Source organism: Streptomyces sp. AC1-42W, from assembly GCF_003248355.1.
GTDB lineage: Bacteria > Actinomycetota > Actinomycetes > Streptomycetales > Streptomycetaceae > Streptomyces.
This window is the reverse complement of record NZ_QKWY01000002.1, coordinates 2,676,247-2,702,193: the sequence shown is the minus strand read 5'-3', so window position 1 is coordinate 2,702,193 and position 25,947 is coordinate 2,676,247. Positions and strand designations below refer to the sequence as shown.

Annotated in this window: 25 protein-coding genes; 6 read left to right on the top strand and 19 right to left on the bottom strand. The window is 73.5% G+C overall.

All coding sequences use genetic code 11. From position 1 onward, the window contains the following. Positions 1-13 precede the first annotated feature (13 nt). The 4 genes from DNK56_RS30080 to DNK56_RS30065 all read right to left on the bottom strand — a co-directional run bounded on the left by DNK56_RS30080 (position 14) and on the right by DNK56_RS30065 (position 3,985). Positions 14-922: a dihydrodipicolinate synthase family protein gene (locus DNK56_RS30080; RefSeq protein ID WP_111338926.1), complete on the bottom strand. Its 909-nt coding sequence runs from the start codon at positions 920-922 to the stop codon at positions 14-16. A gap of 47 nt (positions 923-969) precedes the next feature. Further along, positions 970-2,430 carry an FAD/NAD(P)-dependent oxidoreductase gene (locus tag DNK56_RS30075; protein WP_111338925.1) on the bottom strand — a complete coding sequence of 487 codons (1,461 nt, stop codon included), beginning with the start codon at positions 2,428-2,430 and terminating at the stop codon, positions 970-972. After that, positions 2,411-2,749: a (2Fe-2S)-binding protein gene (locus DNK56_RS30070; protein WP_111338924.1), complete on the bottom strand. Its 339-nt coding sequence runs from the start codon at positions 2,747-2,749 to the stop codon at positions 2,411-2,413. The genes DNK56_RS30075 and DNK56_RS30070 overlap by 20 nt, the downstream gene beginning before the upstream one ends. Before the next feature lie 75 nt (positions 2,750-2,824). Beyond that, positions 2,825-3,985 carry an NAD(P)/FAD-dependent oxidoreductase gene (locus DNK56_RS30065; RefSeq protein ID WP_111338923.1) on the bottom strand — a complete coding sequence of 387 codons (1,161 nt, stop codon included), beginning with the start codon at positions 3,983-3,985 and terminating at the stop codon, positions 2,825-2,827. A gap of 361 nt (positions 3,986-4,346) precedes the next feature. Here DNK56_RS30065 and DNK56_RS30060 point away from each other — a divergent pair, with 361 nt between their 5' ends. Beyond that, on the top strand, positions 4,347-5,477 hold the full coding sequence (locus DNK56_RS30060) for an RNA-guided endonuclease InsQ/TnpB family protein (RefSeq protein WP_342211041.1): 1,131 nt from the start codon (positions 4,347-4,349) through the stop codon (positions 5,475-5,477). 232 nt (positions 5,478-5,709) lie between these two features. On the opposite strand, the gene DNK56_RS30055 is transcribed toward DNK56_RS30060, so the two are convergent. Together DNK56_RS30055 and DNK56_RS30050 are read right to left on the bottom strand one after the other, a co-directional pair. Next, positions 5,710-7,452 carry a pyruvate dehydrogenase gene (locus tag DNK56_RS30055; protein WP_111338922.1) on the bottom strand — a complete coding sequence of 581 codons (1,743 nt, stop codon included), beginning with the start codon at positions 7,450-7,452 and terminating at the stop codon, positions 5,710-5,712. A 114-nt stretch (positions 7,453-7,566) separates the two neighbouring features. Beyond that, on the bottom strand, positions 7,567-9,084 hold the full coding sequence (locus DNK56_RS30050) for a protein phosphatase 2C domain-containing protein (RefSeq protein ID WP_111338921.1): 1,518 nt from the start codon (positions 9,082-9,084) through the stop codon (positions 7,567-7,569). Positions 9,085-9,161: 77 nt separating this feature from the next. Between DNK56_RS30050 and DNK56_RS30045 the strand changes: the two genes are divergently transcribed. Then, the gene (locus DNK56_RS30045; protein ID WP_111338920.1) at positions 9,162-10,139 is read left to right on the top strand and encodes a helix-turn-helix transcriptional regulator; all 978 of its coding nucleotides are present in this window, start codon (positions 9,162-9,164) and stop codon (positions 10,137-10,139) included. 51 nt (positions 10,140-10,190) lie between these two features. After that, positions 10,191-10,673, top strand: coding sequence for a DUF456 domain-containing protein (locus tag DNK56_RS30040; RefSeq protein WP_199563578.1), 483 nt, complete (start codon positions 10,191-10,193; stop codon positions 10,671-10,673). On the opposite strand, the gene DNK56_RS30035 is transcribed toward DNK56_RS30040, so the two are convergent. Both DNK56_RS30035 and rsgA read right to left on the bottom strand, forming a co-directional pair. Continuing rightward, on the bottom strand, positions 10,598-12,028 hold the full coding sequence (locus DNK56_RS30035) for a DNA-3-methyladenine glycosylase 2 family protein (RefSeq protein ID WP_111338918.1): 1,431 nt from the start codon (positions 12,026-12,028) through the stop codon (positions 10,598-10,600). The two genes, DNK56_RS30040 and DNK56_RS30035, sit on opposite strands and share 76 nt — an antisense overlap. A gap of 70 nt (positions 12,029-12,098) precedes the next feature. Further along, complete coding sequence (gene rsgA / locus DNK56_RS30030; RefSeq protein ID WP_111338917.1) at positions 12,099-13,271, bottom strand: ribosome small subunit-dependent GTPase A; 1,173 nt, start codon at positions 13,269-13,271, stop codon at positions 12,099-12,101. Between the two features lie 328 nt (positions 13,272-13,599). On the opposite strand from rsgA, the gene DNK56_RS30025 reads away from it, so the two are divergent. Next, a complete protein-coding gene (locus DNK56_RS30025) occupies positions 13,600-14,100 on the top strand; it encodes a DUF5949 family protein (protein WP_111338916.1) in 501 nt (166 codons plus the stop codon). A 134-nt stretch (positions 14,101-14,234) separates the two neighbouring features. Here the strand turns inward: DNK56_RS30025 and DNK56_RS30020 are convergent, their stop codons facing one another. The 6 genes from DNK56_RS30020 to DNK56_RS29995 form a co-directional block, all read right to left on the bottom strand. Further along, positions 14,235-14,645 (bottom strand): rodlin, encoded by a 411-nt coding sequence (locus DNK56_RS30020; RefSeq protein WP_111338915.1) that lies wholly within the window; start codon positions 14,643-14,645, stop codon positions 14,235-14,237. A gap of 119 nt (positions 14,646-14,764) precedes the next feature. After that, positions 14,765-14,947: a hypothetical protein gene (locus tag DNK56_RS30015; RefSeq protein WP_111338914.1), complete on the bottom strand. Its 183-nt coding sequence runs from the start codon at positions 14,945-14,947 to the stop codon at positions 14,765-14,767. A gap of 116 nt (positions 14,948-15,063) precedes the next feature. Continuing rightward, positions 15,064-15,474: a rodlin gene (locus DNK56_RS30010; protein WP_111339672.1), complete on the bottom strand. Its 411-nt coding sequence runs from the start codon at positions 15,472-15,474 to the stop codon at positions 15,064-15,066. A 156-nt stretch (positions 15,475-15,630) separates the two neighbouring features. Further along, entirely contained in the window at positions 15,631-15,933 is a 303-nt protein-coding gene (locus DNK56_RS30005; RefSeq protein WP_111338913.1) for a hypothetical protein, read from the bottom strand. 214 nt (positions 15,934-16,147) lie between these two features. After that, the gene (locus DNK56_RS30000) at positions 16,148-16,381 is read right to left on the bottom strand and encodes a chaplin (protein ID WP_111338912.1); all 234 of its coding nucleotides are present in this window, start codon (positions 16,379-16,381) and stop codon (positions 16,148-16,150) included. 232 nt (positions 16,382-16,613) lie between these two features. Then, positions 16,614-17,015, bottom strand: a complete 402-nt coding sequence (locus DNK56_RS29995; RefSeq protein ID WP_111338911.1) for a rodlin — start codon at positions 17,013-17,015, stop codon at positions 16,614-16,616. A 383-nt stretch (positions 17,016-17,398) separates the two neighbouring features. Between DNK56_RS29995 and DNK56_RS29990 the strand changes: the two genes are divergently transcribed. Continuing rightward, complete coding sequence (locus tag DNK56_RS29990) at positions 17,399-18,292, top strand: chaplin (RefSeq protein ID WP_111338910.1); 894 nt, start codon at positions 17,399-17,401, stop codon at positions 18,290-18,292. Positions 18,293-18,397: 105 nt separating this feature from the next. Here DNK56_RS29990 and DNK56_RS29985 read toward each other — a convergent pair whose 3' ends face one another. Both DNK56_RS29985 and DNK56_RS29980 read right to left on the bottom strand, forming a co-directional pair. Beyond that, a complete protein-coding gene (locus DNK56_RS29985) occupies positions 18,398-19,078 on the bottom strand; it encodes an ABC transporter ATP-binding protein (RefSeq protein ID WP_111338909.1) in 681 nt (226 codons plus the stop codon). Beyond that, the gene (locus DNK56_RS29980) at positions 19,075-20,190 is read right to left on the bottom strand and encodes an FtsX-like permease family protein (protein WP_111338908.1); all 1,116 of its coding nucleotides are present in this window, start codon (positions 20,188-20,190) and stop codon (positions 19,075-19,077) included. The genes DNK56_RS29985 and DNK56_RS29980 overlap by 4 nt, the downstream gene beginning before the upstream one ends. Positions 20,191-20,324: 134 nt before the next feature. On the opposite strand from DNK56_RS29980, the gene DNK56_RS29975 reads away from it, so the two are divergent. Beyond that, positions 20,325-20,912 (top strand): TetR/AcrR family transcriptional regulator, encoded by a 588-nt coding sequence (locus tag DNK56_RS29975; RefSeq protein WP_111338907.1) that lies wholly within the window; start codon positions 20,325-20,327, stop codon positions 20,910-20,912. 91 nt (positions 20,913-21,003) lie between these two features. Here the strand turns inward: DNK56_RS29975 and DNK56_RS29970 are convergent, their stop codons facing one another. The 3 genes from DNK56_RS29970 to DNK56_RS29960 all read right to left on the bottom strand — a co-directional run bounded on the left by DNK56_RS29970 (position 21,004) and on the right by DNK56_RS29960 (position 25,946). Then, entirely contained in the window at positions 21,004-22,230 is a 1,227-nt protein-coding gene (locus tag DNK56_RS29970; protein WP_111338906.1) for an acetyl-CoA C-acetyltransferase, read from the bottom strand. Positions 22,231-22,374: 144 nt separating this feature from the next. Next, on the bottom strand, positions 22,375-24,576 hold the full coding sequence (locus DNK56_RS29965) for a B12-binding domain-containing radical SAM protein (protein ID WP_111338905.1): 2,202 nt from the start codon (positions 24,574-24,576) through the stop codon (positions 22,375-22,377). Continuing rightward, positions 24,573-25,946: an MFS transporter gene (locus DNK56_RS29960; protein ID WP_241990130.1), complete on the bottom strand. Its 1,374-nt coding sequence runs from the start codon at positions 25,944-25,946 to the stop codon at positions 24,573-24,575. The genes DNK56_RS29965 and DNK56_RS29960 overlap by 4 nt, the downstream gene beginning before the upstream one ends. Between the last annotated feature and the right edge of the window lies 1 nt (position 25,947).

The following is a 25,947-nucleotide window of genomic DNA, read 5'->3' as shown; positions in this document are numbered from 1 at the left end:
GCGTCGTCCCCTCTCAGTCCAGGCCCTCGGCGCGCGCCTTCCCGGTGGCGGCGCGTACGGCGGCCAGGGCGTCGGCGCCGAGCGGCAGCCGGGGCGGCCGGGTGGGGCCGCCGTGCCGGCCGACGACGTCCATGGACGCCTTGATCGCCTGGACGAACTCCGGCTTGGAGTCCCAGCGCAGCAGCGGGTGCAGCCGCCGGTAGAGCGGCAGGGCCCGCTCCAGGTCACCGGCGACGGCCGCCCGGTACAGCTCGACGCAGCCGGCCGGCAGCATGTTGGGGCAGCCCGCGATCCAGCCGACCGCCCCGGCCAGGACGAGTTCCAGCAGGACGTCGTCGGCGCCCACGAGCAGGTCGAGGCCGGGTGCCTCCTCGGCGATCTCGTACGCCCGGCGGACGTCGCCGCTGAACTCCTTGACGGCCACGACGGACCCCTCGGCGTGGAGCTGCCCCAGCAGCCGGGGGGTCAGGTCCACCTTGGTGTCGTACGGGTTGTTGTAGGCGACGACGGGCAGCCCGGCCGCCGCCACCTCGGCGTAGTGCGCGCGGACGGCCTCCTCCTCGCAGGCGTAGCCGTTGGGCGGCAGCAGCAGGACGCTGCCGGCCCCGGCCTCGGCGGCCTCCTCGGCCCGGCGCCGGGACTGGGCGCTGTCGTACGAGGAGACGCCGGGCATCACTCTGGCTCCGTCGCCGGCCGCCTCGACGGCGACGCGTACGACGTCCCGGCGCTCCCGGTCGCTGAGGGTCTGGTACTCCCCCAGCGAGCCGTTGGGCACCACGCCGTCGCAGCCCGCTGCGATGAGGTCGCGGACGTGGGCGGCGTACGCGTCGAAGTCGATCGACCGGTCCTCGTGCAGGGTGAGCGGGGTCGCGACCATGACGCCCCGCCAGGGCGCGTCGGTGCGGGTGGAGTCGGCCGTCATGTGGGCTCCTCGGGTTGCGGGGATGCGGATGCGGGCGTGGCGCGTGTTCACGCGTCGCCGGACGGGTCGGTCCGGGCGAGCGCGGCGAGAGGGACCGGGCAGGCGAGCGGCCTGCGGTCGGGGGTTTCGCCGGTGGGCGGCCCGGCGAGGGCACGGACGGCGAAGCCGCAGGTGCGGCCCTGGCACCAGCCCATGCCGGCCCGGGTGAGGAGCTTGGCGGTACGGGTGTCGGCCGCGCCCAGGTCGTCGACGGCGGTGCGGATCGTGCCCGCGGGGACCTCTTCGCACCGGCAGACCTCGGTGTCCGGGGCGAGCCAGTCCGTCCACCCGGGCCCCGGCCGGTGCGCGGCGCCCATGAGCCCGGCGAACCGGCGCATCCGCCGCCGCGCGCGCCGCAGTCGCGCGGCGCGGCCCCGGTCCCGTGCGGGGCGGCCGTCCCGTGCGTCGGCGATCACCGACAGGGCGGCCAGCTCCCCTTCGGCGAGGGCGAGCCGGACCCCGCCGATGCCGCCGGTCTCGCCGGCCGCCCAGACGCCGGGCACGTTGGTGCGCAGCTCCTCGTCGAGTTCCAGGGCGGGCGATCCGTCCGTGCCGGTCCGGGTGGCGCAGCCGAGTTGGGCGGCGAGGTCGATGTGCGGGACGAGGCCGTGGCCGACGGCGAGCGCGTCGCAGTCGATGCGCCGCCCGGTTCCCGGCAGCGGGTGCCAGTCGCGGTCGAGCCGGCTGACGGTGACGCCTTCGACCCGCCCGGTGCCGTGGACGGCGGTGACGGCGCGGTGCGGGAGCAGCCGCACCCCGTGGCGGGCGAGCCCCGCCCGGTGGCGGGCGCCCTCGGCGAGCCGGTCCGGGTTGCCGGCCAGGACCAGGGGCGCGCGGGCGTACGCCCCGTATCCGGCGGCCTCCACCAGTGCGGGAACCCGGGCTCCGGCGCGGGCCAGGGAGAGGGCGACGGCCTGGAGCAGCGGTCCGCTTCCGGCGACGACGACGCGCCGGCCGGGCAGGACGAGCCCGGACTTGAGCATGGCCTGGGCGCCGGCCGCGCCGACCACGCCGGGCAGCGTCCAGCCGGGGAAGGGGAGTTGGCGTTCGGTGGCGCCGGTCGCGACGAGGATGCGGCGGGCGCGCGGGGCGGTGGTGGCGGGCTCGTCCGGTGTGGTGGTGTGGGAGCTCTCCGGGCCGGTGAGTGTGTGCAGGGTCCAGTCCTCGCCGGTTCGGGCGATCGTCCAGACGTGGTGGCCGGTGAGGTGGCGCAGGCGACCGGTGGCGCGGTGCCGGTCGAGGCGGGCGGTGAGCGCGGTGAAGGCGGACCAGTGGTGGTGCGGGGCCTTGGGCCGGGTGGCGTGCAGTCCGGGGGCGGGTGCGCGGTAGTACTGGCCGCCGGGGGCGTCGGCCGCGTCGAGGAGGAGCACCCGGAGTCCGGCGTCGGCCGCGGTGACGGCGGCGGCGAGCCCGGCGGGTCCGGCGCCCACCACGGCGAGGTCGGCGCGGTCAGGGGCGCGGTGCGTCATGTCCGGTCCCCTCCTGGGTGGTGACGGCGTCGCCGGGCCGGGCGGGCAGCAGACAGGCGCGCAGGTTGGGCCGGCCGTTGACGGTGGCCAGGCACTCGTAGCAGGAGCCGATCCCGCAGAAGGCCCCGCGCGGGCGCCCGTTGTTCCGGGTGGTGCGCCAGCTGAGGACGGAGGCGGCCCACAGCACGGCCGCGACACTCTGCCCCGGCAGCGCGCGCAGCGGCCGTCCGTCGAAGGTGATCTCGAACCCCGGTCCCGGCTCGGCACCGGCCAGGCCGGCCGGGGTGCGGGCGGGTTCGCGCCGGCGTGCTCGTCTCACCGGGGGCTCCTGTCTCGTCGTGCGGGCGGTACGGGGTGGAGGGACGGTCCGGCGCGGGGCTCGGCGGGCGGCGCGCTATCCGGCGCCGGGGCCGAAGCGGTCCGGGCTGAACGGCGCGGGGTCCAGCGGCGGTTCCTCGCCCCGGAGGGCGGCGGTGACCAGGACCGCGGTGGCCGGGGCGAGACCGATGCCCGCGCCCTCGTGGCCGCAGGCGTGGAAGAGGCCGGGGACGCGGCGGTCGGCGCCGATGGCGGGGAGGTGGTCGGGCAGGTACGGGCGGAAGCCGTGGTAGGCGCGGATGACCCGGACGGTGTTCAGGACCGGGAAGAGCGCGGCGGCCGCGCCGGCCAGGGCGCTGATCACGGGCACGGACAGGGTGCGGTCGAAGCCGACGCGCTCCCGGCTGGCGCCGATCAGGACGGGCCCGGCGGCGGTGCCCTCGACGACCGGTGACGTCTGGAGGGCGGCGGACGCGCTGGAGACGTCGGCCACGTATTCGGCGGCGTACACCTTGTGCCGGATCAGCGGCGGCAGCGGTTCGGTGACCAGGACGAACCCGCGCCGGGGCAGGACGGGCAGCTCCACCCCGGCCAGCGCGGCGAACTCGCCGCCCCGGACGCCCGTCGCGTTGACCACGGCCGGGGCGAGGAGGTCGCCCGCCGGGGTGCGGACGCCGCGCACCGCGCCGGTGGGGCCGGTGAGCAGGGCGGTGACCGGGCTGCCGGGGTGCAGGCGCGCTCCGGCGTCGCGGGCGGCGCGGATCAGGTGGGCGGCGGCGAGCGCGGGCTGCACCTGGGCGTCCTGCGGGTAGCGGACGCCGCCCGCGAGGCCGGGCGCCAGATGCGGTTCCAGGTCGGGCAGTTCGCCGGCGGCGACGGCCTCGGTGCGTACCCCGGCGGCGGCCTGTCCGGCGGCGGTCGCGGTCAGGCCGGCCAGGGACGCCTCGTCCGCCGCGACGACGAGGCCGCCCTTCCGCTCGTACTCGATCGCCGGGGGCAGCGTCCCGGCCAGCTCGCGCCACAGTTCGGCGGAGAGCTGGGCGAGGGCGAGTTCGGGGCCGGGGGGTTTGTCGGAGACCAGGAGGTTGCCCTCCCCCGCGCCCGTGGTCCCGCCGGCGACGGGTCCGGCGTCCACCACCGCGACCGCGAGTCCGGACCGGGTGGCGTAGTAGGCGCAGGCGGCGCCGACGACACCGGCTCCGACCACGACGACGTCCAGCGGCTGTCTCGTGAACACGCCAGTAATATGTCACATGGTTCTGGGGGTGCCAAGAGGTCGCAGCGCGAAGGAAGTTGCCCCCCGGGGGGCGTCGGCTGCCGGCCGTCCCCGCGTGGGCGGGAACGGCCGGGCCGGATCAGATCCGGACGCTGGAGGCGGGCGATCCGGTACCGGTGGCGATCACGCCCTGGTCGGCCCACTTCACCTGATTTCCCCAAGGAAGCCCGGGGTTCGGCCCCGGGAGGAATTGGTCCTTGGCGCGGAGGCGCAAAGCGCCGGAGTTCGCCGCGCATCTGCCGGTACCTCAACTTGATCTCCTGCGGTCAGCCCTAATAGGGTTTTCTGCGTGAAGATTGTCGCGCAGGTGAAACTATTGCCCGTGTCCGCGTATGACGCGGACGCACTGGCAGCGACCCTGCGTGCTTGCAACCGGGCCGCGAATGCGGCCTCCGAGGTGGCGTTCACCGAGGACCTCAAGCGGCGGAACGTGTTGCAGGACGCCGTCTACCACCGGCTCCGGACCGATTTCGACCTCGGGGCGCAGGCGGCGGTGCGCACGATCACGAAGGTGTGCGACGCGTACACCACGCTCAAGGCCAACATCAAGGCCGGGAACCTCGGCCGTGAGGACTCAAAGCGGCGCGCCCGTGCCGAGTCCAGGCCGATCGGCTTCCGGGAAGGTGCGGCCCAGCCGTACGACGACCGGATGCTGACCTGGAACCTGGACACCCGGACCGTCTCCATCTGGACGGTGGCCGGCAGGCTCAAGCGGATTCCGTTCGTCTGCTCGCCCGAAGCGATGCGCCTGCTGGCCTCGCGCAAGGGCGAGTCGGACCTGGTGGCGCGGGACGGGATGTTCTTCCTGGTCGCCACCATCGACGTGCCCGAACCCGAACTGTCCGAGCCGGACGGTTTCCTCGGTGTGGACCTCGGGATTGTCAACATCGCCACCACGTCCGACGGCGAGATCCTTGCCGGGCGCCGGTTGAACCGGTACCGCAAACGGCACCGTGACCTGCGGCAGAAGTTGCAGAAAAAGCGCACCAAGTCCGCCAAGCGGGTCCTGAAGCGCGTCCGCCGCCGGGAAGCCCGGCACGCGGCGAACACCAACCACATCATCGCCAAGACGCTTGTTGCCACCGCTGAACGCACCTCGCGGGGAATCGGACTGGAAGACCTGTCCGGTATCCGCGCCAGGGTTACGGCCAAGAAGGACCAGCGGGCCAAGCTGCACTCCTGGGCATTCGCCCAGCTCGGCGCATTCGTCGCCTACAAGGCACGGCGGGCCGGTGTCCCGGTGGTCCACGTGGACCCGAGGAACACCTCCCGCCAGTGCTCGGAGTGCTGGCACACCCACCGCGCCAACCGGGTCTCCCAGGCCCGCTTCGAGTGCCGGTCCTGCGGCGTGATTACGCACGCGGACCACAACGGCTCCCGCAACATCGCCCACCGGGCGATGTCTGTGTGGCAGCGGGGCGCAGTCAACCGCCCCAGTCCCACCGCAAGGTAGGACCGGACGCAGGGGACCACGCGGCAGCCAGTCGCGCTCCACTTGCAATCACAGCCTTGGACGATCGGGTGACAAGCCCGGTCCTTCAAGGCCGAGAAGTTGACGCAAGGTCTCCGGGAGAGTATGCACACTGGTCTCCCGGAGCATCCCGCAGCACGCTGAATTCTCGGTAACCCCCCGCTAACCCCGCCCCATTAGCGCTGGCCCCTGCCGCTACCAGGCCGACAGCCCGTCAGGGCCGGGGCATGTTACGGAGGTTGGAGCGGGCCATCTGGACCATCCGGCCCACCCCGCCGTCCAGGACGATCTTGCTGGCGGAGAGAGCGAAGCCGGTCACCATGTCCGCGCTGATCTTCGGTGGGATGGAGAGCGCGTTGGGGTCGGTGACCACGTCGATGAGCGCCGGGCCCTTGTGCTTGAACGCGTCCTTGAGGGCGCTCGTCAGCTCCTTGGGCTTCTCGACCCGGACCCCGTACGCCCCCGCCGCGCGCGCCACCGCCGCGAAGTCGGGGTTCTTGTTGGTCGTCCCGAACGACGGCAGCCCGCCGACCAGCATCTCCAGCTCGACCATGCCCAGCGAGGAGTTGTTGAACAGGACGACCTTGACCGGCAGGTCGTACTGGACGAGCGTCAGGAAGTCGCCCATCAGCATGGTGAATCCGCCGTCGCCCGACATCGAGACGACCTGCCGGCCGCGATCGGTGAACTGCGCCCCGATCGCCTGCGGCAGCGCGTTGGCCATCGAGCCGTGGCTGAACGAACCGATCACCCGCCGCTTGCCGTTGGGCGACAGATAGCGGGCCGCCCAGACGTTGCACATGCCCGTGTCGACGGTGAACACCGCGTCGTCGTCGGCGAGTTCGTCCAGCACCGAGGCCACGCACTCGGGGTGGATCGGAATGTGCTTCTCGACCTTGCGGGTGTACGCCTTGACCACGCCCTCCAGGGCGTCCGCGTGCTTCTTGAGCATCCGGTCGAGGAACTTGCGGTCGCTCTTCGCCTTCACCCTCGGCGTCAGACAGCGCAGCGTCTCGCGTACGTCGCCCCAGACGGCCAGGTCCAGCTTGGTGCGCCGGCCCAGATGCTCGGGCCGCACGTCCACCTGCACGATCTTCACGTCGTCGGGCAGAAAGGCGTTGTACGGGAAGTCCGTGCCCAGCAGGATCAGCAGATCGCACTCGTGGGTGGCCTCGTACGCCGCGCCGTAGCCGAGCAGCCCGCTCATCCCGACGTCGAACGGGTTGTCGTACTGGATCCACTCCTTGCCGCGCAGCGCGTGCCCGACCGGGGCCTTGACCCGCTCGGCGAACTCCATCACCTCGGCGTGCGCCCCGGCCGTGCCGCTGCCGCAGAACAGCGTCACCCGTTTGGCCTCGTCCACCATCCGGCACAGCTTCTCGATCTCGCCGTCGCCCGGCCGTACGGTGGGCCGCGAGGTGACCAGCGCGTGCTCGGCGGACCGCTCGGGGGCCGGCTGCCCCGCCACGTCGCCCGGCATCGTCACGACGCTGACCCCGCCCTGGCCGACCGCGTGCTGGATGGCCGTCTGGAGCAGCCGGGGCATCTGCTGCGGGTTGGAAATCATCTCGTTGTAGTGGCTGCACTCCTGGAAGAGCAGCTCGGGGTGGGTCGCCTGGAAGTAGTTGAGGCCGATCTCGCTCGACGGGATGTGCGAGGCGAGCGCGAGCACCGGGGCCATGGAGCGGTGGGCGTCGTACAGGCCGTTGATCAGGTGCAGGTTGCCGGGGCCGCACGAGCCGGCGCAGGCCGCGAGCGTGCCGGTGATCTGCGCCTCGGCGCCCGCCGCGAACGCCGCCGTCTCCTCGTGCCTGACCTGGATCCAGTCCATGTCCGGGTGGCGCCGGACGGCGTCGACGACCGGGTTGAGGCTGTCCCCCACGACCCCGTACAGCCGCTTGACGCCCGCGCGGGCGAGGATGTCGACGAACTGCTCCGAGACGTTCTGCTTGGCCATGGGTGACGCACTCCCTCTGCCCGTGCTCCGTGCACATCCGGCTGTCCGGAACGCGGGGAGCCAAACCCCGGACCGGACGGGTGTCCGGAGTCCATCAACCCATGGCCCGCGCCGTTACGCCTCCCAGACGCCGACCGCCGTGCGGTCGTCGGCGTACCCCTTCACCCTGATCCGGACGTCCGCGAGGAAGTCGCCGAGGCCCGGCGCCGCCACCGGCGACCAGCGCGCCGCGAGTTCCCCGGCAAGCCCGGGCTCCTCGCGCAGCGGGTCCGCGAGGCCCGTGCCGCACAGCAGCAGGGTGTCCCCCGGCCGGGCGACGGAGGCCCGGAAGCGGAACGGTTCGGCGGGCGGCGGCAGCGGGTCCTCGACGAACGGGGCCGGGCCGGTCGTGATGCCCAGGTCCATCGTCAGGCGCTCGCCGTCCGGTCCGCTCTCCGGCGTACTCTCCGGCGCGGACGAGCCGAAGCCGACCACCGCATCGCCGCTCAGCGCGGCGGGCGGCGGCAGCGCCGGTTCCAGGTCGTGCCATTCGCCGTCGCGGAGCCGGAAGAGGCCGCCGCCGCCGATCCCGAAGAAGACCCGGGTGCGGCAGCCGGGGTCGGCGGACAGCAGCAGACAGCGCAGGCTCGCGGTGTACGCGTCCGGCTCGACGCCGAGTCCGGCGGCGCGGGCCCGCAGCTTGCCGTAGGCGCGGTCGGTGAGCCGGTGCAGCCCGGACTTGAGGTCGGCCCGGCGGCCCGCCCTTATGTCGTCGGCCAGCCGGACATGGCTGCGGCCCACGGCCTCACCGATCCAGCGGCAGGCGTCGGCCGACGCGGTGAACGCCCCCTCCGCGCCCCGCGAAGCGCCCGCCACGGCGACGAGGACCAGGGCGCCGTCGCCGCTGCCGAAGCGGGCCGTCAGCAGCGCGTCGCGGCGCGGCTCGCCCCGGAACCGCGCGGAGTCCCCGCGCACGGACGCGGCGCGCAGGGTGTAGCCCCCGTACGAGGCCCCGTCCAGGACAGTGTCCGGAACGACCCGGTCCAGTTCGTACGGGTCGGTCGCGGGCAGCGCGGTGGGCTCGGCGTCGTAGGTGGGCGGCCGATCCCCCACATGGGCGACGGCGCCCGGCCGCGCGGGATGCCGCGCCCCGTCGTCGGCGGCGTCGGTGTCGGTGGCGATCCGGGGGTCCGGCACGGGCGCGGGCGGCTCGGGGGCGACCGGCTCGGGTGCGGGCCCCGGAAACGTACGCGGCAGCGAGGGGCCCGCCGGCGGCTCCCACGGGGCGCGGAGCACGAGACGGCCGGGCACGGGCACGGGCGCGGGCTCCGGCGCGCGGAATACGGTTACGGGTTCCGGCTCGGGCTCGGGTTCCGGCTCCGGTTCCGGTTCCGGCTCCAGTTCCGGAAGCACAGGTTCCGGTTCCGGTTCCGGCGTCCGTTCCGGGGCTGCGGGCTCAAGCCGCTCCTCCGGTACCTCCGTCGTGCCGTACGCCCGGTCCGGGCCGGAGGCCACCGTGCCGGAGGCCGAGTCGAAGCGGTCGTCGAGACTGTCGGCCGCCTGGCTCGCCCCCGTGTCCGGAGCGGATTCGTCGTACAGCCTGCGCCACCAGTCGTCCTCGTGGGCCGCCGGCCTCTCCCCCTGCTGACTCATGCCTTTATTGTCGACCGCCGGGGCCGCACGAAAACGGGCATCGGGAAAATGGGCGGGGAGACGGGGAGGGGTCGGGGATGCTGGGAGCCATAGGTCTCGACGAGAGGCAGGAGTCGGCGTACCGCGCCCTCGTGGCGATGGGGGCCGCCGAGCTGTCCGATCTCTCGCACCGGCTGGCCCTGCCCGAACAGGACACCGAGCGCGCACTGCGCCGGCTCGAACAGCACGGGCTGGCCGCCCAGTCCTCCGCCCGCACGGGCCGCTGGGTCGCGGCGCCGCCCGGCGTGGCGCTGGGGGCCCTGCTCACCCGGCGGCGCCATCAGCTGGAGCAGGCGGAACTGGCGGCGGTCCTGCTCGCCGAGGAGTACCGGGCGGACGCGGCCGAACCGGCCGTCCACGACCTGGTCGAGGTGGTGACGGGCGCGAGCGCCGTGGCGCACCGGTTCCATCAGCTCCAGCTGGGCGCGACGAGCGAGGTGTGCGCTCTGGTCACCGGGAAGCCGATGGCGGTCAGCGGCCTGGAGAACGAGTCCGAGGAGGAGGCCGCGGCGCGCGGGGTGTCGTTCCGGGTGGTGATCGAACGCGAGGTGCTGGGGCTGGAGTCGGGCATTCTGGAGCTGTCGGCGGCGCTGAGCCGCAACGAGCGGTGCCGGGTGGTGCCCCGGGTGCCGACGAAGCTCGTCATCGCGGACGGGGCGCTGGCGATGGTGCCGCTGACCGGGCGGGGCGCCGAGCCCTCCGCCCTGGTGGTGCACGCCTCCGGCCTGCTGGAGTCGCTGACGGGGCTGTTCGAGGCGGTGTGGCGCGAGGCGATGCCGTTGCGGCTCGGGGAGAGCGGCGCGGTCGTGGCGGAGCCGGGCGGTCCGGACCCGATGGATCTGGAGATCCTGTCGCTGCTGCTGGCGGGTCTGACGGACGCGAGCGTGGCCAAGCAGCTGGACCTGGGGCTGCGGACCGTGCAGCGCCGGGTCAAGGGCCTGATGGAGCTGACCGGCGTCTCGACCCGGCTCCAGCTCGGCTGGCACGCCTACGAACGCGGCTGGGTGGCCCGCTAGGAGCTACGGGCTGGACGGGCGGGAGGCGGCGGACTCCGGCACGCTGGTCAGATGAGTGTGTGGCAGCTCGTCGCCGTCGGTCTGGTGATGCTGCTCGGCCTGATCGGTGTCCTGGTGCCGGGTGTGCCGGGGCAGGCGATCGTCTGGGCCGCCATCCTGTGGTGGGCGCTCACCGACATGACGCCGGTGGCCTGGGGCGTCCTGATCGGGGCCACGGCGCTGCTGCTGCTGAACCAGGCGCTGAAGCCGCTGCTGCCGCCGCGCCGGCCGCGTGAGTCGGGCGCACCGCGCCGGACGCTGCTGCTGGGCGGCCTCGGCGCGATCGCCGGTTTCTTCGTCGTGCCCGTGGTCGGGGCCGTCGCCGGATACGTCGGGGTGATCTACGGGGCGGAGCGGCTGCGGCTCGGCAGCCGGGGCGCGGGCTGGGCGTCGGTGCGCTCGGTGATGCGGGCGACCGGCTACTCGGTGCTGGTCGAGCTGTTCGCCTGCCTGCTGGTGGCGGGCGCCTGGCTGGGCGCGCTGGTCTGGGGCTGAGCATCCGCCGGCCGGGTCCGGCGCACACCGTACGAGCGCCAGGGGCGCCAGCGGGAGGCGCCCCGGAGGCCGTACGGGTCCACATCGGGGTCGCCGAGGCCGCGCATGCGGATCAGCGCGGCGGTGGCGGGGGTGATGCCGGGCAGCCGGAGGAGTGCCTGCTCGGCCTCGTCCCGGTCGGCGCCGGCGTCCAGCCGTACGGTGCCGTCCGCCAGGGCCGCCGTCAGCGCCCGCAGGGCCGGGTCGGCGGATGCTTCGGCGAGCACGGCCGGTTCCGGGAAGAGGTGGGTGAGTCCGCCGTGCGGCAGGTCCAGCACCTTGCCGTACGCCTCGACCAGCTCCCCGGCCGCAGCGTCGCCCACCAGCGCCCGTACGGCGAACTCCTCCGCGTCGGCGGTGCCCGGCGAGCGGACGCCCGGCCGGGCCGCCACGTCCGGGGCGAGCGCCGGGTCGGCGGCCAGCAGCTCGTCCACGGCATACGGGTCGGCGTCCAGGTCGAACAGCCGGCGCAGCCGCTGCACCGCCGTGGTGAGGTCGCGCAGATCGGTGAGGTGGATGCGGGCGTCCAGCCAGTTCCCGGCGGACCGCTCGTCCACGGCGGCGACGCCGGTCCCGTACGGCAGGCGCAGCGTGCGCCGGTGGGTGCGGCGGCCGGGCTCGCCGGTGACCTCCTCGACGCGGGCGACCGTACCGGCGGCGAGCAGGTCGAAGACGTCGCGGGCCGCGTAGGGGCCCCGGTGGGCGAGCCGGAGCGGGATGCCGGTGGTGCGGGAGGCGCGGACCGGAGTGCCGAGCCCCGTCCCGGCCTCGGCGCGCAGGGCGCTGGGGGTGCGGGCGTAGATCCGGCGGACGGTGTCGTTGAATTGCCGGATGCTGTGGAAACCGGCCGCGAATGCGATCTCGGTGACGGGCAGGGCGGTGGTCTGGAGGAGCACGCGGGCGGTGTGGGCGCGCTGGGCGCGGGCCAGGGCGACGGGTCCGGCGCCCAGTTCGGCGTTGAGCTGGCGCTGCACCTGGCGGGGGCTGTAGCCGAGCCGGTGGGCGAGCCCGGGGACGCCCTCCCGGTCCACCACGCCGTCGCCGATCATCCGCATGGCGCGTCCGACCACATCGGCCCGCACGTTCCACTCGGCGGAGCCGGGCACGGCGTCCGGGCGGCAGCGGCGGCACGCCCGGAAGCCGTGGCTCTGGGCGGCCGCCGCCGTCGGGTAGAAGCGGACGTTCCGCCGCTTCGGGGTGACGGCGGGGCAGCTCGGCCGGCAGTAGATGCCGGTCGTTTCGACGGCGAAGAAGAACTCGCCGTCGAAACGGGCGTCGCGGCTGCTCACCGCCTCGTACCTGGTCGTCTCGTCCATCACACTGTCCAGTGTGCGCCCGGCGCCGCGACGTCACTCGCGGTTTTCGGACGTCGACCAGGGGGTGCGGCTAGCGGAGGCGGCCGCGCTTGGCGTCCATCGCGGCCCGGCCCTCGGCGCCCTTGCGCTTCCAGTCCTTGCGGATCTCGGCGCGGACGCGGGCGTCGGTCTTGGCGACGATGCGCTGGTTCTCGCGCAGCAGCTTGCGGTAGCTGTCGAAGCGGCGCTCGGGCAGGACGCCGTCCTCGATCGCGGCCCGCACGGCGCAGCCCGGCTCCGCCTCGTGGGCGCAGTCGTGGAAGCGGCACTCCGCGGCCAGGTCCTCGATCTCCGAGAAGACCTGGCCGACCCCGACCTCGGCGTCCCAGAGGCCGACCCCGCGCAGTCCGGGGGTGTCGATGAGGACCCCGCCCGTGGGCAGGACGAGCAGGTTGCGGGTGGTGGTGGTGTGCCGGCCCTTGCCGTCCACGTCGCGGGCGGCTTGGACGGTCATCACGTCCTGGCCGAGCAGCGTGTTGGCGAGGGTGGACTTGCCGGCCCCGGAGGTACCGAGGAGCACACTCGTGCCGCCGGAGACGATCGCCGAGAACACGTCGATGCCCTCGCCGCCGGCGGAGCTGACGGGCAGCACCTGGACGCCGGGCGCGATGCGCTCGATGTCCTGGACGAGATGGGAGAGGGTGACCGCGTCGGGGACCAGGTCGGCCTTGGTGAGGACGACGAGGGGTTCGGCGGTCCGCTCCCCCGCCCCGGCGGCCGCGCCGAGGAGGGCGTCCCCGCCCGAGCTGGACAGGGCGAGGGCCAGGAAGCGTTCGACCCGGCCCAGGTCCAGTTCCACGGCCAGCGAGACGCAGATGGCGATGTGGTCGATATTGGTGGCGAGCACCTGGCCCTCGGAGCGCTTGGACGAGGTGGAGCGGACGAACGCGGTGCGGCGCGGCAGCAGCGCCCGCACGAAGCGCGGGTCGCCCTCGGCGTCGACCGCGGCCCAGTCGCCGGTGCAGATGATCCGCATCGGGTCGCGGGGCACGACGAAGGCGGTGTCCGCCAGGACCGTGCCCTCGGGCGTGATCAGGTCGCAGCGCCCGCGGTCCACCCGCAGCACCCGGCCGGGCACCAGGCCCTGGGCGGCGTACGGGGCGAACGCGTCCGCCCAGTCGTCGTCCCAGCCGTAGGCGGTGAGGGGGTGGGAAGCGGTGGAGAGGGAGGTGGAGAAGGAAGAGGAGGAAGACGGGAGAGACAAGGGAAACCCTTCACAGGGTGGCCCCGGCGGTGCGCGCGTCGGCGCGGAGGTCTTCGGAGAGTCAGCCGGTGGCCACGGAGGTGGGAACGAGGAACTGCGACTTGTGGGCAGCGCCCACCGCGATGACCGTCGTCAATGTCCTCACCTCCGCATTCGTCCGTGTGCTCTGCCGGCGGCCGGTCGGCCGTCCGTCTCGTCGCACACCATAGCCCCATGGGCTCCGGCGGCTCAACGCATTATTCCGCGCGGACCGGATCGTCAACAGTCGTCCCTCGATCGGGTGATACGCATGGAGTTGGACCGGTCGCGGACGGTTAGGGTGCGGCACATGACCTCCCCCCAGACAGCCTCCGGCTCGTTCACCCCGGCCCAGTTGGGCTCTCTCATCCTGATCGGCTGGAACGGCGAGTACCAGCAGAGCGGGCGCGACGCCGCCTTCCTTCTCGCCTATTCGCTGGGCGACGGCGCGGAGGGGCCGGTGGTCGGCGAGCACGCCATGCGCATCGCGCTGCAGCGCGCCGGGCTGACCGTCGGCGGCCCCTCGGTACGCGCCGACGAGACGCCGGGGCTCTCCGTGAAGCTCCTCGTCCAGGCCGGCCAGGCCGTGCTGACCCTGCCGCACTTCACCGCGCAGTACCCGGTCCGGCCGGAATGGCTGGCCGCGGCCAACGGCATGGGCGAGGTGCACGCGATGTTCGCCACCCGCCCGTGGCCGCAGGGCGCTCCCGGGCTCCCGGTGGGCGAGGCGGAGCTGCGGGCCTTCGCCGGTGACCCGGACGTCATCGCGACCTCGGCGCACTGTGTGCTTCCGGTGCGTGGCCTGCGCTGACCCGGCCCATGGCTGAGGCCCACCACCCGGACGGGGTGGTGGGCCTCGGTCATGCGTTACGCACACGTCGCACAGGACGGACGACGCGCGACGGACCACCCGGAGGCCGGGCCGCCCGCCGCGGGCGTACGGAGTCAGTTGTTGCCGACGCCGTTCCCGGAGAGCACCGGGATGCCGTTGACCAGGTGCGACAGAGCCTCGTCACCCTTGGCCTGGGTGGAGTTGTCCGCGCACTGCTGGTTCTGCGGCGAGGACAGGACGTTGATGTCCTGGGCCGTGATCGGCACGAGCACGCCCACGAGCGAGCCCGCGTTCACCTTGACCGGAACACCCAGGCACAGGTCGTTGAGCGAGCCCTGGACGAGCTGGGCCTGCGGGCTGCCGTCGCCGTGGGTCGCGGCGTTGCCGACGGCGCTGGCGGCACCGTTGCCGTTGAGGGTGGTGGTGCCACCGTCATTGCCGATCGCCATGGCCGAGGGGGCCGCGACGGCCGAAAGCCCGACCAGGGACACGGCCACTGCCGCGCCGGCCATCATCTTCTTCATCACGCTTCACCTTTCGGAGCGTTCCGTTCTGGAACGTACTGATCAACCCCGTGCGGACGTTTCGGTTCCGCTGATCCACCCAAATGGGTTCGATCCCGCATGAGTTCGATCGACCGGTGTCATCCCCGGTCGCCCGGCCGGTCGGGGGTCCGGGCCGCCGGCACGAGTCCGGCCGCGCGGAGCGGGCCGGAGGGGGCGTGCGGCGCCGGGACCGGCGCGGTGCGGGCGGCCTGCCATTCGGCAAGGAGCCGGTCGTAGATCGGGGTGGTGCCGGACGGATGCCGGCTGTGCTGCTGGTCCATGCGGGGGCCCTACCCGCTACGGCGGGAACCGGCCACCCCCACTACGGCACACGGCCCAGCGGGGTGCCCGTTCGGGCGACCACTGGGCCGTGCGGGAAAGGCTGTGTCGACGCCCGTCAGTCGTTGGCGACGCCGTTGCCCGAGAGGATCGGGATGTCGTCCAGGATGTGCGACAGCGCCTCGTCACCCTTGGTCTGGGTGGAGTTCTCGGTGCACTGCTGGTTCTGCGGCGAGGACAGGACGTTGATGTCCTGGACCGAGATCGGCACGACGCCGAGCAGCGAACCGGCGTTGACCTTGGCCGGCAGGGCGATGCAGGGCTTGTTGAGCGAGCCCTGGATGAGCGCGAACTGCGGGCTCCAGTCGCCGTGGGTGGCGGAGTTGCCGTACGACTGCACGGCACCGTTGCCGTTCAGGGTGGTGGTGCCCTGGTCGTTGCCGATGGCCATGGCCGACGGGGCGACCGCGGCGGAGACGCCGACGATCGATGCGGCGACGGCCGCCGAGGCCATCATCTTCTTGATCATGAAACTGCCCTTCTGGTTCTTCTCTGGTTGCCCGCCGGTGCCGAGCGCACTGATCAACTCGGCGGCGCGGGAATGGTTCTGGCACATCACCCGAAAGGTGCGTACACGGCCGGAATTCGCGCGCGGTCGAACGGACGCACGCGTCGTCGGCTCGGGTCAGCGGCCGGCCGGCAGGCCGCCGAGGAGGGGTGCCGCGTCCTGCACCGCTCCGGTGGTCTGACCGGCGACCTTGGCCACGGTGCCGTCCTCGTGGAGGCGGTCGGTGGTGTCGCTGACGGAGTTGACGGCACCGACGACGGGGTCGACCACCTGCGGGGCGGCCGCGATCACCTGGTTGACGCCGCCGTCGAGGCTGAAGCTGGGGGCCGTGGGCGTGGCGACGACGGCGAAGGCGGGGGCTGCCGTGCCGAGCGCGATCACGGAACCGGCGACGAGCGCGGCGGACTTCGCGTACTTCACTTTCGGGTTCCCTTCTGCTGCGGCGGAATTTCCGGTCGCGTCCCCGCGCCGCACGAACCTTCCGTGGCCGTGACTTCCGCCGCTTTCCCCTTGCCTAACGACGCGACGGCGCCGGGGCAACTGGGGGAACCCCGCTTTCTTCAACAGGAATGCCCCGGACCGCGGTTCGAGCGGTCCGGGGCATTCCGCGCCGAAGAAATTCGACGCGCCCTGATCAGGCGTTGACGCAGGTGTTGCCGAAGGCCGGGTTCAGCACGCCGATGACGTCGATGGTGTTGCCGCACAGGTTGATCGGGATGTGGATCGGCACCTGGATGTTGTTGCCCGAGATGACGCCCGGGGAACCGACTGCGGCGCCCTCGGCGCCCGCGTCGGCGAAGGCCGGGGTGGCGGCACCGACGGCCATGAGGGTACCGGCGGCGACGGCGGCGATCTTGGTGTACTTCACTTCAAACCCTTTCCTCGGCGGAGTCCGTAGCGGCCACGGCTTTCGTGCCGCACGAGCGCGGACCTGATCGCTCGTGACCCCGCCGCTGTCATTCATAACGATGCGGAGCGGTGGACGAAACTGCCCAAGAGGAACATTTCATCAGTACCGCCCGATTGACGCAGTGCGGGCAGCAACGGGCCCGGACCGTCGGAGGAGGAACGCCGACGAGCCGGGCCCGAAGACGGCCGGATCAGCTGTTGCCGGCGCCGTTGCCCGAGAGGACCGGGATGCCGTCCAGGATGTGCGACAGCGGCTCGTCGCCCTTGGCCTGGGTGGAGTTCTCGGTGCACTGCTGGTTCTGCGGGTTGGACAGGACGTTGACGTCCTGGACCGTGATCGGGACGAGGCCGATCAGCGAACCCAGGTTCGCCTTGAGCGGCAGACCGACGCACGCCTTGTTCAGGGAGCCCTGGACCAGGTCGAACTGCGGGCTGCCGTCGCCGTACGTCTCGGCGTTGCCGAGCACCTCGGTGGCGCCGTTGCCGTTGACCGTGGTCGTACCGCCGTCGTTGCCGATGGCCATCGCCTGCGTGGCGCCGAGCCCGAGGATGGAGGCGGCGACAGCACCCGTAGCCAGGACCTTCTTGATCACGATGAACCCTTCTCGTACTGGATGCCCCGAACCGGAGCGCCCTGACCAACTTGCCGCCCGGCGTTTGGTTATCACTATTCACCCGAATGCCGGGGAGACACGGACGTCCGTACGAAAGTGATCGAGACATACTGACGGAAATCGAGAGAGGAAACGTTCACTCGTAGCCTCGCCGCGCGATCACAGGAAATTCACCGGATTCACGTTTCTCACGCACGCGGACGTCGTTATGGCTGTCGTCGAGCCCGCTCGGCGGGAGGCTCACCCGATACACCGGGCAGGCCCGACAGCCGCGGCACCGCCTGATGAACGAACTGCGGGCCGTGCGTCCGCGAGAAATGTCCCAAGGAAGGGCACCAATGCGAAAAGCCTTGAGTAAAAGCATGCTCGTCATGGCGGCGGCGTCAGGCATCCTGACCGCCTCGGGCGGCTACGCCTTCGCCGATGCCACGGCAGACGGCGCCGCCGTCGGTTCGCCCGGCGTCGCTTCGGGCAACGTCGTGCAGGTTCCGGTGCACGTGCCCGTCAACGTCTGCGGCAACACGGTCAACGTGATCGGGCTGCTGAACCCGGCCTTCGGCAACGAGTGCGAGAACGAGGGCGGCTCCGGCTCCGGCGACGCCCAGGGCGCCGGCGCCACCGGCGTCGCGGCCAACTCCCCCGGTGTCCTGTCGGGCAACGTGGTCCAGGCCCCCGTCGACATCCCCGTCAACGTCTGCGGCAACAGCGTCAACGTGGTCGGGCTGCTGAACCCGGCCGCCGGCAACGAGTGCGAGAACGGTGGGGGCGACGACGTCACCCCGCCCGTCGAGGAGCCGCCGACGCCCATCGACAACCCGCCGCACCACAAGCCGCCGCACCACAAGCCGCCGAAGGGTCACCACGACCACGACTGCGACTGCACCACGCCGGAGCCCCCCAAGCCGCCGACGCCGCCGGTGCACCACCACGACGACGACTGCCCGCCGAGCCACCACCACAACCCGCCGGAGCCCCCGAAGCCTCCGACGCCGCCGACGCCGCCGGCCCACCACCACGACGACGACTGCCCGCCCAGTCACCACCACAACCCGCCGACCCCGCCGGAGCCGCCGACCACGCCGACTCCCCCGGTGCACCACCACGACGACGACTGCCCGCCGAGCCACCACCACAAGCCGCCGCAGATGGCGGACACCGGTGCCAATGAGAACCTGGGCCTCGCCGGTGGCGCCGCCGCCGCGATGGTCCTCGGTGGCGGTCTGATGATGGGCCGCGCCCGCGCCGCGAAGAAGTGACCTGACCCTCCGGAGCACGCCGAGGTCCGGCCGGACAGCCTCCCGCTGTCCGGCCGGACCTTTCGCATGCACGCGCCGTGCGACCGGCAGGTCCGAGCCCCGGCGCTACCCGGTCAGCGCGGCCATGTCCACCACCCGGCCGGCCGCCTCCGCCACCACCGGGTCGTGCGTGGCGACGACGGTGACGCACCGGTCCTCGCGGGTGCGGTCGGCCAGCAGCGCGGCCAGTTCGCCCGCCTGGGAGCGGTCCACGGCCGCGGTCGGCTCGTCCACGAGCAGCAGCCGGGGCGACAGGAAGAGCGCGCGGGCCAGGGCGATGCGCCGGCGCTCGCCGCCGGACAGCTGTTCGGGGCGGTGGCGCAGCCGGTGGCCCAGGCCGACCGCGCGCAGCGCCTCCTCGGCGCGGGCCCGGTGGGCGCGGGGGCTGTGCCCGCCGATGTACGCGGCGGCCAGGAGCTGTTCGACGGCGGGCAGCGCGGAGAGCAGGTTGCCGCTCTGGAACATGTAGCCGATGTGCTCGCGGCGGACCCGGGCGCGCCCGGCGTCGGTGAGGGCCGCGAGGTCCTCGTCGCCGAGCAGGACCCGGCCGGCCTCGGGCCGCAGCAGGGCGCCCGCCACGGCCAGCAGCGAGGACTTGCCGGAGCCGGACGGGCCGACGAGGGCGGTCATCACGCCGGGTTCGAAGGTGAGGCCGAGTCCGTCGAAGACGGTGGTGCGGGTCTCGCCGCGCCCGAACGAGACGGTGACGCCGTCCAGTTCGAGCGGCCGGGGTGTCGGGGCGTTCATCGGTTGGCTCCCAGCATGATCAGCGGGTCGGCGGAGGTGACCCGGCGCAGGGTCAGCGCGGTGCCGGCGAGGCCCACGGCCGCGACGGTGCACATGGTGGTGAGGAGGGTGGTGGCGGGCAGGCTGAAGGGCACCTGCTCCCCCACGAGCAGGCCGACCGCCGCCGCGAGCAGGGCGCCGACCGCGGTACCGGCCACGACGACCAGGGCGGCCTGCGCGACGGTGTGGGCCAGGAGCCGTCTGCGGGAGGCGCCGAGGGCGCGGAGCAGAGCCAGCTCGGGGCCGCGCTGCACGGTCCACACGGCGAAGAAGGCGCCGACGACGAGCGGGGCGATCAGGTAGAGGAAGACCTGGATCGAGTTCATCGTGACGCGTTCGCCGGTGTAGCCGGGGGCCGCCTCGTACGCCTCCTCCTTGGTGAGCGTGGTGGTGGAGTGGCGTGCGTCCAGTTCGGCCACCGGGGTGTCCGGCGCCGAGCGCAGGGCCAGCGCGCCGAACCGGTCGGGGACCTCGGTGGCGGCGGGCGCGCCGGGGGTGGCGAAGCGGATGCGCTGCCAGGTCGTCAGGGGGACGTAGGCGGCGGGCACATGGCCGTAGCTGAGGCGGCCGGTGGTGCCGACGACGCGCAGTTCGACGCCGAGGCGGTCGATGACGAGGGTGTCGCCCACGGCCACGCCCTCGTCCACGAGCGCGGCGGAGACGACGACGGTGCCGGGGTCGGTGGTGGTGAGCGGGCTGCCGCCGGTGACGGCGGGGCTGAGGAAGCCGTCCGGCTCGACGCCGAAGGCGGCGAGGTCCACCTCGGCGCCCCGGTCGGTGGTGCCCCGGGTGATGGAGACGCCGAGGGGGGTGACGTCGGTGCCCGCGTCCTCGCGCAGGGCGGTGGCCGTCTTCGGGCCGAGAAGGCTGCGGGCGAACTGGTCGGACCGGGCGTCGGACGAGAAGGCCAGGTGGGAGGCGGGCAGGGCGCGCAGGGCGGAGACGGTGTCGTCGCCGAGGCCGGTGGTGAAACCGGAGACGATGCCGACGAGCGCGGCGACGAGCACCACGACGGACCCCATGAGCGCGAAGCGCCCTCGGGCGGCCCGCAGCTCCAGCAGAGCGAGGAACACGGCGGTTTCCTTCATGGAGAGGTTCAGACCGACCGACCCCCACTTGGGGACAGTGCGTCGCCAACATAGATGATGGCGACGCACCGTCCCCAAGTGGGGGTCGGGTCTCCGGGCGGGGCTCCTAGACTGGGCGGGTGCCCCGCATCAGCGCCGCCACGGTCGCCGAGCACCACGCCCAGCAGCGGCTGGCCCTGGTGCGGGCGGCGCGCGCGCTGCTGGAGGAGGGCGACGCGGAGGCGGTCACCTTCGCCTCCGTGGCACGGGCCACGGGCCTGGCGCGCAACAGCGTGTACAAGTACTTTCCGGGCCGGCCCGAGCTCCTGGCCGCCGTGGTCGAGGACGCGCTGCCCCGCTGGACGGACGCGATCCGGTCCGGTATGGCGGCGGCGCACACCCCGCGCGAGCGGATCGCCGCCTATGTGTCGGCGCAGCTGGAGCTGGTGCGGAGCGGGGAGCACCGGATCGCCCGCGCGCCGGCCGGGGTGCGGGACGCGAAGCTGGTACGGGAGAGCGCGGGCCGGGTGCACGCGGAACTGCTCACCCCGCTGATCGGCGCGCTCACGGAGCTGGGCGAGGACGATCCCCGCCGCACGGCGGTGCTGCTCCAGGGCATCGTGAACGCCGCCACGACGGCGATCGAGTCGGGCGACGACTACCGGGCGGTGTCCGAGCGGGCGGTGCGGATGGCGGTCACGGCGATCACGGGCACCCCGGACGAGTAGCGGCGCCCGGACCGGCAGCGGCGCCCGGACCGGCAGCGGCGCCCGGACCCGCCGGCCGGCGGCCGTGGAGCGGTGGCGGTCGGCCGGGTCGTCAGGGGGCGATGCGTTCGAAGACGGCCGCTAGGCCCTGGCCGCCGCCGATGCACATCGTCTCCAGGGCGTAGCGGGCCTCGCGGCGGTGCAGTTCGCGGGTGAGGGTGGCGAGGATGCGGGCGCCGGTGGCGCCGACCGGGTGGCCCAGCGAGACGCCGGAGCCGTTCACGTTGATCCGCTGCTCGTGGTCCTTCTCGCCGAGGCCGAGTTCGCGGGTGCAGGCCAGGACCTGGGCGGCGAACGCCTCGTTCAGCTCGATCAGGTCGAGGTCGCCGAGGGTGAGCCCGGCGCGGCCGAGGGCGGCGTGGGTGGCGGGGACGGGGCCCAGGCCCATGGTGGCGGCGGGCACTCCGGCGCGGGCGAAGGAGACCAGCCGGACGAGCGGGGTGAGGCCGAGGCGTTCGGCGGTGGCGGCGCCGGTCACCAGGCAGGCGGCCGCCGCGTCGTTCTGGCCGCTGGCGTTGCCCGCGGTGACGGTGGCCTCCGGGTCGGACTTCAGCAGGACCGGGCGGAGCGCGGCGAGCTGTTCGGCGGTGGTGTCGGGGCGGGGGTGCTCGTCGGCGGTGACGACGGTCTCGCCCTTGCGCGTCCGCACGGTGACGGGGACGATCTCCTTCCCGTACCGGCCCTCGGTGGCGGCGCGGCCCGCCCGCCGCTGGGAGCGCAGGGCCAGCGCGTCCTGGTCCTCGCGGCTGATGCCGTACGCGCGGCGCAGGTTCTCGGCGGTCTCGATCATGCCGCCGGGGACGGGGTGGTCGAGGCCGCCCGCGGTGACCCGGCCGCGGGCGAGCGCGTCGTGGAGCTGGAGGCCGGGGCCCTTGATGCCCCAGCGTCCGTCGTGCGTGTAGTAGGGGGCCGCGCTCATCACGTCCACGCCGCCCGCGACGACGACCTCACTGAACCCGGTCGCGATCTGCATGGCCGCGTCCAGGACGGCCTGGAGGCCGGAGCCGCAGCGGCGGTCGGTCTGCAGGCCGGTGACCGTCTGGGGCAGCCCGGCGTCCAGGGCGGCGACCCGGCCGATGGCGGGGGCCTCCGCGGAGGGGTAGGAGTGGCCGAGGATCACCTCGTCCACCCGGTCGGGGTCGATGCCGGTGCGGGCGACGACCTCGGCGATGACGCGGGCGGCCAGGGCGGCCGGCCGTTCCCCGGCGAACACCCCGCCGAAGCGGCCGATGGGGGTGCGCAGGGGTTCGCAGATCACGACATCGCGGGCGTCGGGCACGGCAGGACCTTCCGGGGCGGCGGGCGGTGGACAGGGCTCCGGCTCGACCCTCGCACCCGGTGGCCGAGCCGGTCCAATACCGAGTTTCCCCGGATTCGAGACCTGCCGCGTCTCAATCGGCCCGCCCGGCCGCCCCGGACGGTCTCAGGCGCGGGCCCGCGTGGCCAGCATCAGGCGCAGCGCGCGGGTCATCGCGTTGTCGGTGGTGAAGTCCACCCCGGCGGGCACCTCGACCAGTTCGCCGTGGGTGAGGACGAGGACCCCGCAGGAGCCGGGGCGGGCCGATCCGGTCCCGTCGAGCCATTCCCCGTAGCCGGCGGATGTGGTGTCCAGGTCCTGCCGGCTGCGCCGGACGACCTGGGCCATCAGGTCGTCGATGCCGGTCAGCCCCTCGACGGAGGCGAACGGCACGGTGACGACGGGCTCCTCGACGAGGCGGACGCGGGGTTCCTCCTTGTGGCCGGCGCCCTCGGGGGTTCCGGGCAGCAGGTCCCGGCCGTAGCGGGCGAAGTACAGCAGGGTGTGCGCGGAGTCGATGCCGCCGAGGAAGGGCCGGTCGAAGTCGGTCCTGCGGTTGCCGGCGTAGTACTCGCGCGGGATGCGGGGGTCGGTGGCGACCGGCCAGTGCGCCTCTCCGGTGCGGCGGTCGCGCCAGGGCAGATAGCGCCGGATGTCGTCGGATGCGGAGGTCGGCAGGACGTCGATGCCGAAGCGGTCGGGGTTCTTGGCGACCATGGAGCCGGGGGTCAGCGCGAACACGCCGATGCCGGAGGTCGTCCACAGCTTCTCGTGCCGCTGGAGGAACTCGTACGTCTCCAGGGCCTCTTCGGCGGTCTCGGTGGGGAAGCCGGTGAAGCCCATCATCTGGGCGGCGATGCCGTTGCGCGCCAGTTCCGCGAGGACGTCGGGCACCACCTCGATCTTCACGCCCTTGTCGATGAGGTCGAGGACCCGCTGGGCGCCGGACTCGTAGCCGAAGGAGACCGCCACGCAGCCGGAGGCGGCCAGGACTTCGCCGGCGGAGCGCTTGGGGAAGGTCCGCTCCAGGCGCAGTTCGGCGGACCAGCGCAGGTCCAGGGAGGATTCGGCGAGAGCGGCGGCGAGGGTGCGCAGATAGCGGGGCGACATGGCGTCCACCGCGAAGTACACGGTCCTGGCGTAGCTGCTGGCCTCGCGCAGGTCCTCCAGGACGGCGGCGACGGGGCGTTCGCGCGAGGGCGAGGTCGGCCGGTCGGTGTTCAGGCCGTAGTCGCAGAAGGTGCACTTGTTCCAGTAGCAGCCGCGGGTCGGGCTGTAGAGGAGCACCGGTTCGGGTGCCCAGTAGCGGTCCCATTGCCAGACGTCGTACGCCGGGGAGGCGAGCGTCGCCACACTGCCGTAGGCGATGTCCGGGTCGGGCCGGTCGCGGGTCATGACCCCGCCGATGCCCTCGAAGGCGTCGCCGTTCCTGGTCGCTCCGTTGCCGACGGCGTCGAGGATGCCGATGAGGGCGGTCTCGCCCTCGCCGGGGACGATCAGGTCGGCGTCCTGGAAGACCCGCCAGGCGGCCGCGGGCTCGGGCGCGTACTTCACGACGTCGCCGACTTCCGTGCCGCCGAAGACGATCACCGTGTCCGGGAGGACGGTGCGGATGAGCCGGGCCATGCGCAGCGCGACGGGCAGCTGGCTGGTGTAGTTGACGGAGAGGCCGACCACGGCCCAGGGGCGTTCGCGCAGCTTGGGGACGAACTCGTCGGTGAAGTAGCCCTCGAAGGGGCGGGCGACGGCCGCCGGGACCGCCGGGTCGGACAGGTCCTTCGTACTGCACAGGTTGACGGCGGCCTTCACCCGCATGGAGAAGCCGTCCGCGGTGCCGGGCGGCATGTCCAGGGCGAGCAGCTGCCACCAGCGGCTCATGACCGCGACCGCCTGGGCGTAGGTCGGGGGGTGGTAGAAGTGCTCGGCGTCCTGGAAGACGGCGATCGCGTCGCGCGCCGATGTGGCGGTCAGGCCCTCGGCGGCCAGTGTCTGCCGGTAGCGGATCTCGTCGTGGCGGCGCGGGGCGGCGGCCCTGGCGCCGATCTCGGCGCGCAGGGCGCGGGCGGCGTCGAGCGCGGCGCCGAAGCGCGCGGGGTCGGCGAGGTAGGTGAAGGCGTCGAGGTTGGCGTCCACGCAGGCGTACTCGGTGTGGCCGGCCGCCCTGGCGGCGCCCACCAGGTACGGGATCGAGTGGTAGGCGGTCGTGGGGTCGGTCACCGGCGGGTTGATCAGCAGGTACGCGGTGTCGCCGGTGCCCCGGCCCGGCCGCGGGCCCCGGTCCGGTTCGCCCTCGAACCGCGGCATGCCCAGCGGGACGAACACGCTCATCGCTGTGACTCCTGACTGTCGTCCCGCCGCGGTCGCGCGGAGCGGGCGGCCGGTACGCCGGGTGCGGGCCCGGCCGGGGTGCCGGCCGGTACGAGGTCGGGCGGGGTGTACTCGGTGTCGGCGCGGTGGTCGCGGAAGACGCGCTGGGTGAGGGCGCCCACGACGGTCAGGGCGATGGCGCCGCCCGCCACCGGGAAGAAGGGGGCCGCGCCCAGGTGGCGCACCCCGAAGCCGGCCACCGCGACGGAGACGGGGAAGGTGCCCATGACGGCCAGCATGACCAGGCTCATGACCCGGCCGATGAGCGCGGGCGGGGCCCAGACCTGGAGCATCGTGACGACGACGATGTTCTGCCAGCCGCTGGCCAGCGCGTAGACGCAGACGCAGATCGCGGCCCCGGCCAGGCCCCCGGCGTACGGTACGGCGCTGAGGGCGATGCCCATGACGACGGCGAGTACGGCGAAGAGGTAGGCGGGCGAGCGTACGGGGCGGCTGCGGGCGGCGACCAGGGAGCCGGCCAGGCCGCCCAGGCTCAGGCAGGTCAGCAGGACGCCGTAGCCGGTGACGCCCATGTCCTGGTGGGCGAGTTCGGGCAGGGCCACCTCGATGGTGCCGCTGAAGGCCAGGTTGCAGACCAGGGCGACGACCAGGACGACGTGCAGCAGCCGTCCGTGGCGCAGGAGTTCGGTGAAGGTCGTGCGGGGGGCGGGGGCTTCGCCCAATGCGGCCCCGCCCGGTGCGGCGCCGTCCGCCGCCGCGTCCGCGCCGGTGCGTATCCGGGAGAGGACCAGCGCCGACACGAGGAAGGACGCGGCGTCGACCGTGAGCGCCGGGCCCGCGTCGAAGGCGGCCACCAGGGCGCCGCCCGCGGTGGGTCCGAGGAGGCCGCCGACCTGGTTGACCATGGTCGACAGGGCGTTGCCCCGGCCGAGGTCCTCCTTGCGCAGCAGGGCCGGCAGGAGGGTGTACGAGGCGGGGATGAACATGCCGGAGCAGGCGCCCAGAATGACCGCGATCGGGGCGAGTTGGGCGAGAGTCGGGGTTCCGGTGGAGGCGAGGACGGCGAGGGTGCCGACGGCGGCGGCCCGGACCAGGTCGGTCATCAGCATGACCCGCCGGCCGCCGATCCGGTCGGCCACCACACCGCCCAGCGGAATGGTGACGACGCGGGGGATGCCGTAGCAGGCGAGGACGGTGCCGAGCAGGACCGGGCCGCCGTCGCCGGAGAGGATGAGCCAGGGCAGCGCGACGGCGTAGCAGTAGTCGCCGACCGTGGAGGAGAGCTGGCCGGCGAGCAGCAGCCGGAAGCCGCGCACCGACATGGGTCCGCCCGTCAGTGCCGTACGGAGTCGCTGTCCGGCTGCTGCCACG

What these genes read in the sequence shown, in the direction of transcription:
- DNK56_RS29990 (WP_111338910.1), top strand. Translation starts at nt 17,399, where the DNA reads ATGCTCGTCATGGCGGCGGCGTCAGGCATCCTGACCGCCTCGGGCGGC.
- DNK56_RS30025 (WP_111338916.1), top strand. Translation starts at nt 13,600, where the DNA reads ATGACCTCCCCCCAGACAGCCTCCGGCTCGTTCACCCCGGCCCAGTTG.
- DNK56_RS30080 (WP_111338926.1), bottom strand. Translation starts at nt 922, where the DNA reads ATGACGGCCGACTCCACCCGCACCGACGCGCCCTGGCGGGGCGTCATG.
- DNK56_RS29965 (WP_111338905.1), bottom strand. Translation starts at nt 24,576, where the DNA reads ATGAGCGTGTTCGTCCCGCTGGGCATGCCGCGGTTCGAGGGCGAACCG.
- DNK56_RS30020 (WP_111338915.1), bottom strand. Translation starts at nt 14,645, where the DNA reads ATGAAGAAGATGATGGCCGGCGCGGCAGTGGCCGTGTCCCTGGTCGGG.
- DNK56_RS30055 (WP_111338922.1), bottom strand. Translation starts at nt 7,452, where the DNA reads ATGGCCAAGCAGAACGTCTCGGAGCAGTTCGTCGACATCCTCGCCCGC.
- DNK56_RS30010 (WP_111339672.1), bottom strand. Translation starts at nt 15,474, where the DNA reads ATGATCAAGAAGATGATGGCCTCGGCGGCCGTCGCCGCATCGATCGTC.
- DNK56_RS29985 (WP_111338909.1), bottom strand. Translation starts at nt 19,078, where the DNA reads ATGAACGCCCCGACACCCCGGCCGCTCGAACTGGACGGCGTCACCGTC.
- DNK56_RS30015 (WP_111338914.1), bottom strand. Translation starts at nt 14,947, where the DNA reads ATGGACCAGCAGCACAGCCGGCATCCGTCCGGCACCACCCCGATCTAC.
- DNK56_RS30040 (WP_199563578.1), top strand. Translation starts at nt 10,191, where the DNA reads ATGAGTGTGTGGCAGCTCGTCGCCGTCGGTCTGGTGATGCTGCTCGGC.
- DNK56_RS30045 (WP_111338920.1), top strand. Translation starts at nt 9,162, where the DNA reads ATGCTGGGAGCCATAGGTCTCGACGAGAGGCAGGAGTCGGCGTACCGC.
- DNK56_RS30035 (WP_111338918.1), bottom strand. Translation starts at nt 12,028, where the DNA reads ATGGACGAGACGACCAGGTACGAGGCGGTGAGCAGCCGCGACGCCCGT.
- DNK56_RS30075 (WP_111338925.1), bottom strand. Translation starts at nt 2,430, where the DNA reads ATGACGCACCGCGCCCCTGACCGCGCCGACCTCGCCGTGGTGGGCGCC.
- DNK56_RS30050 (WP_111338921.1), bottom strand. Translation starts at nt 9,084, where the DNA reads ATGAGTCAGCAGGGGGAGAGGCCGGCGGCCCACGAGGACGACTGGTGG.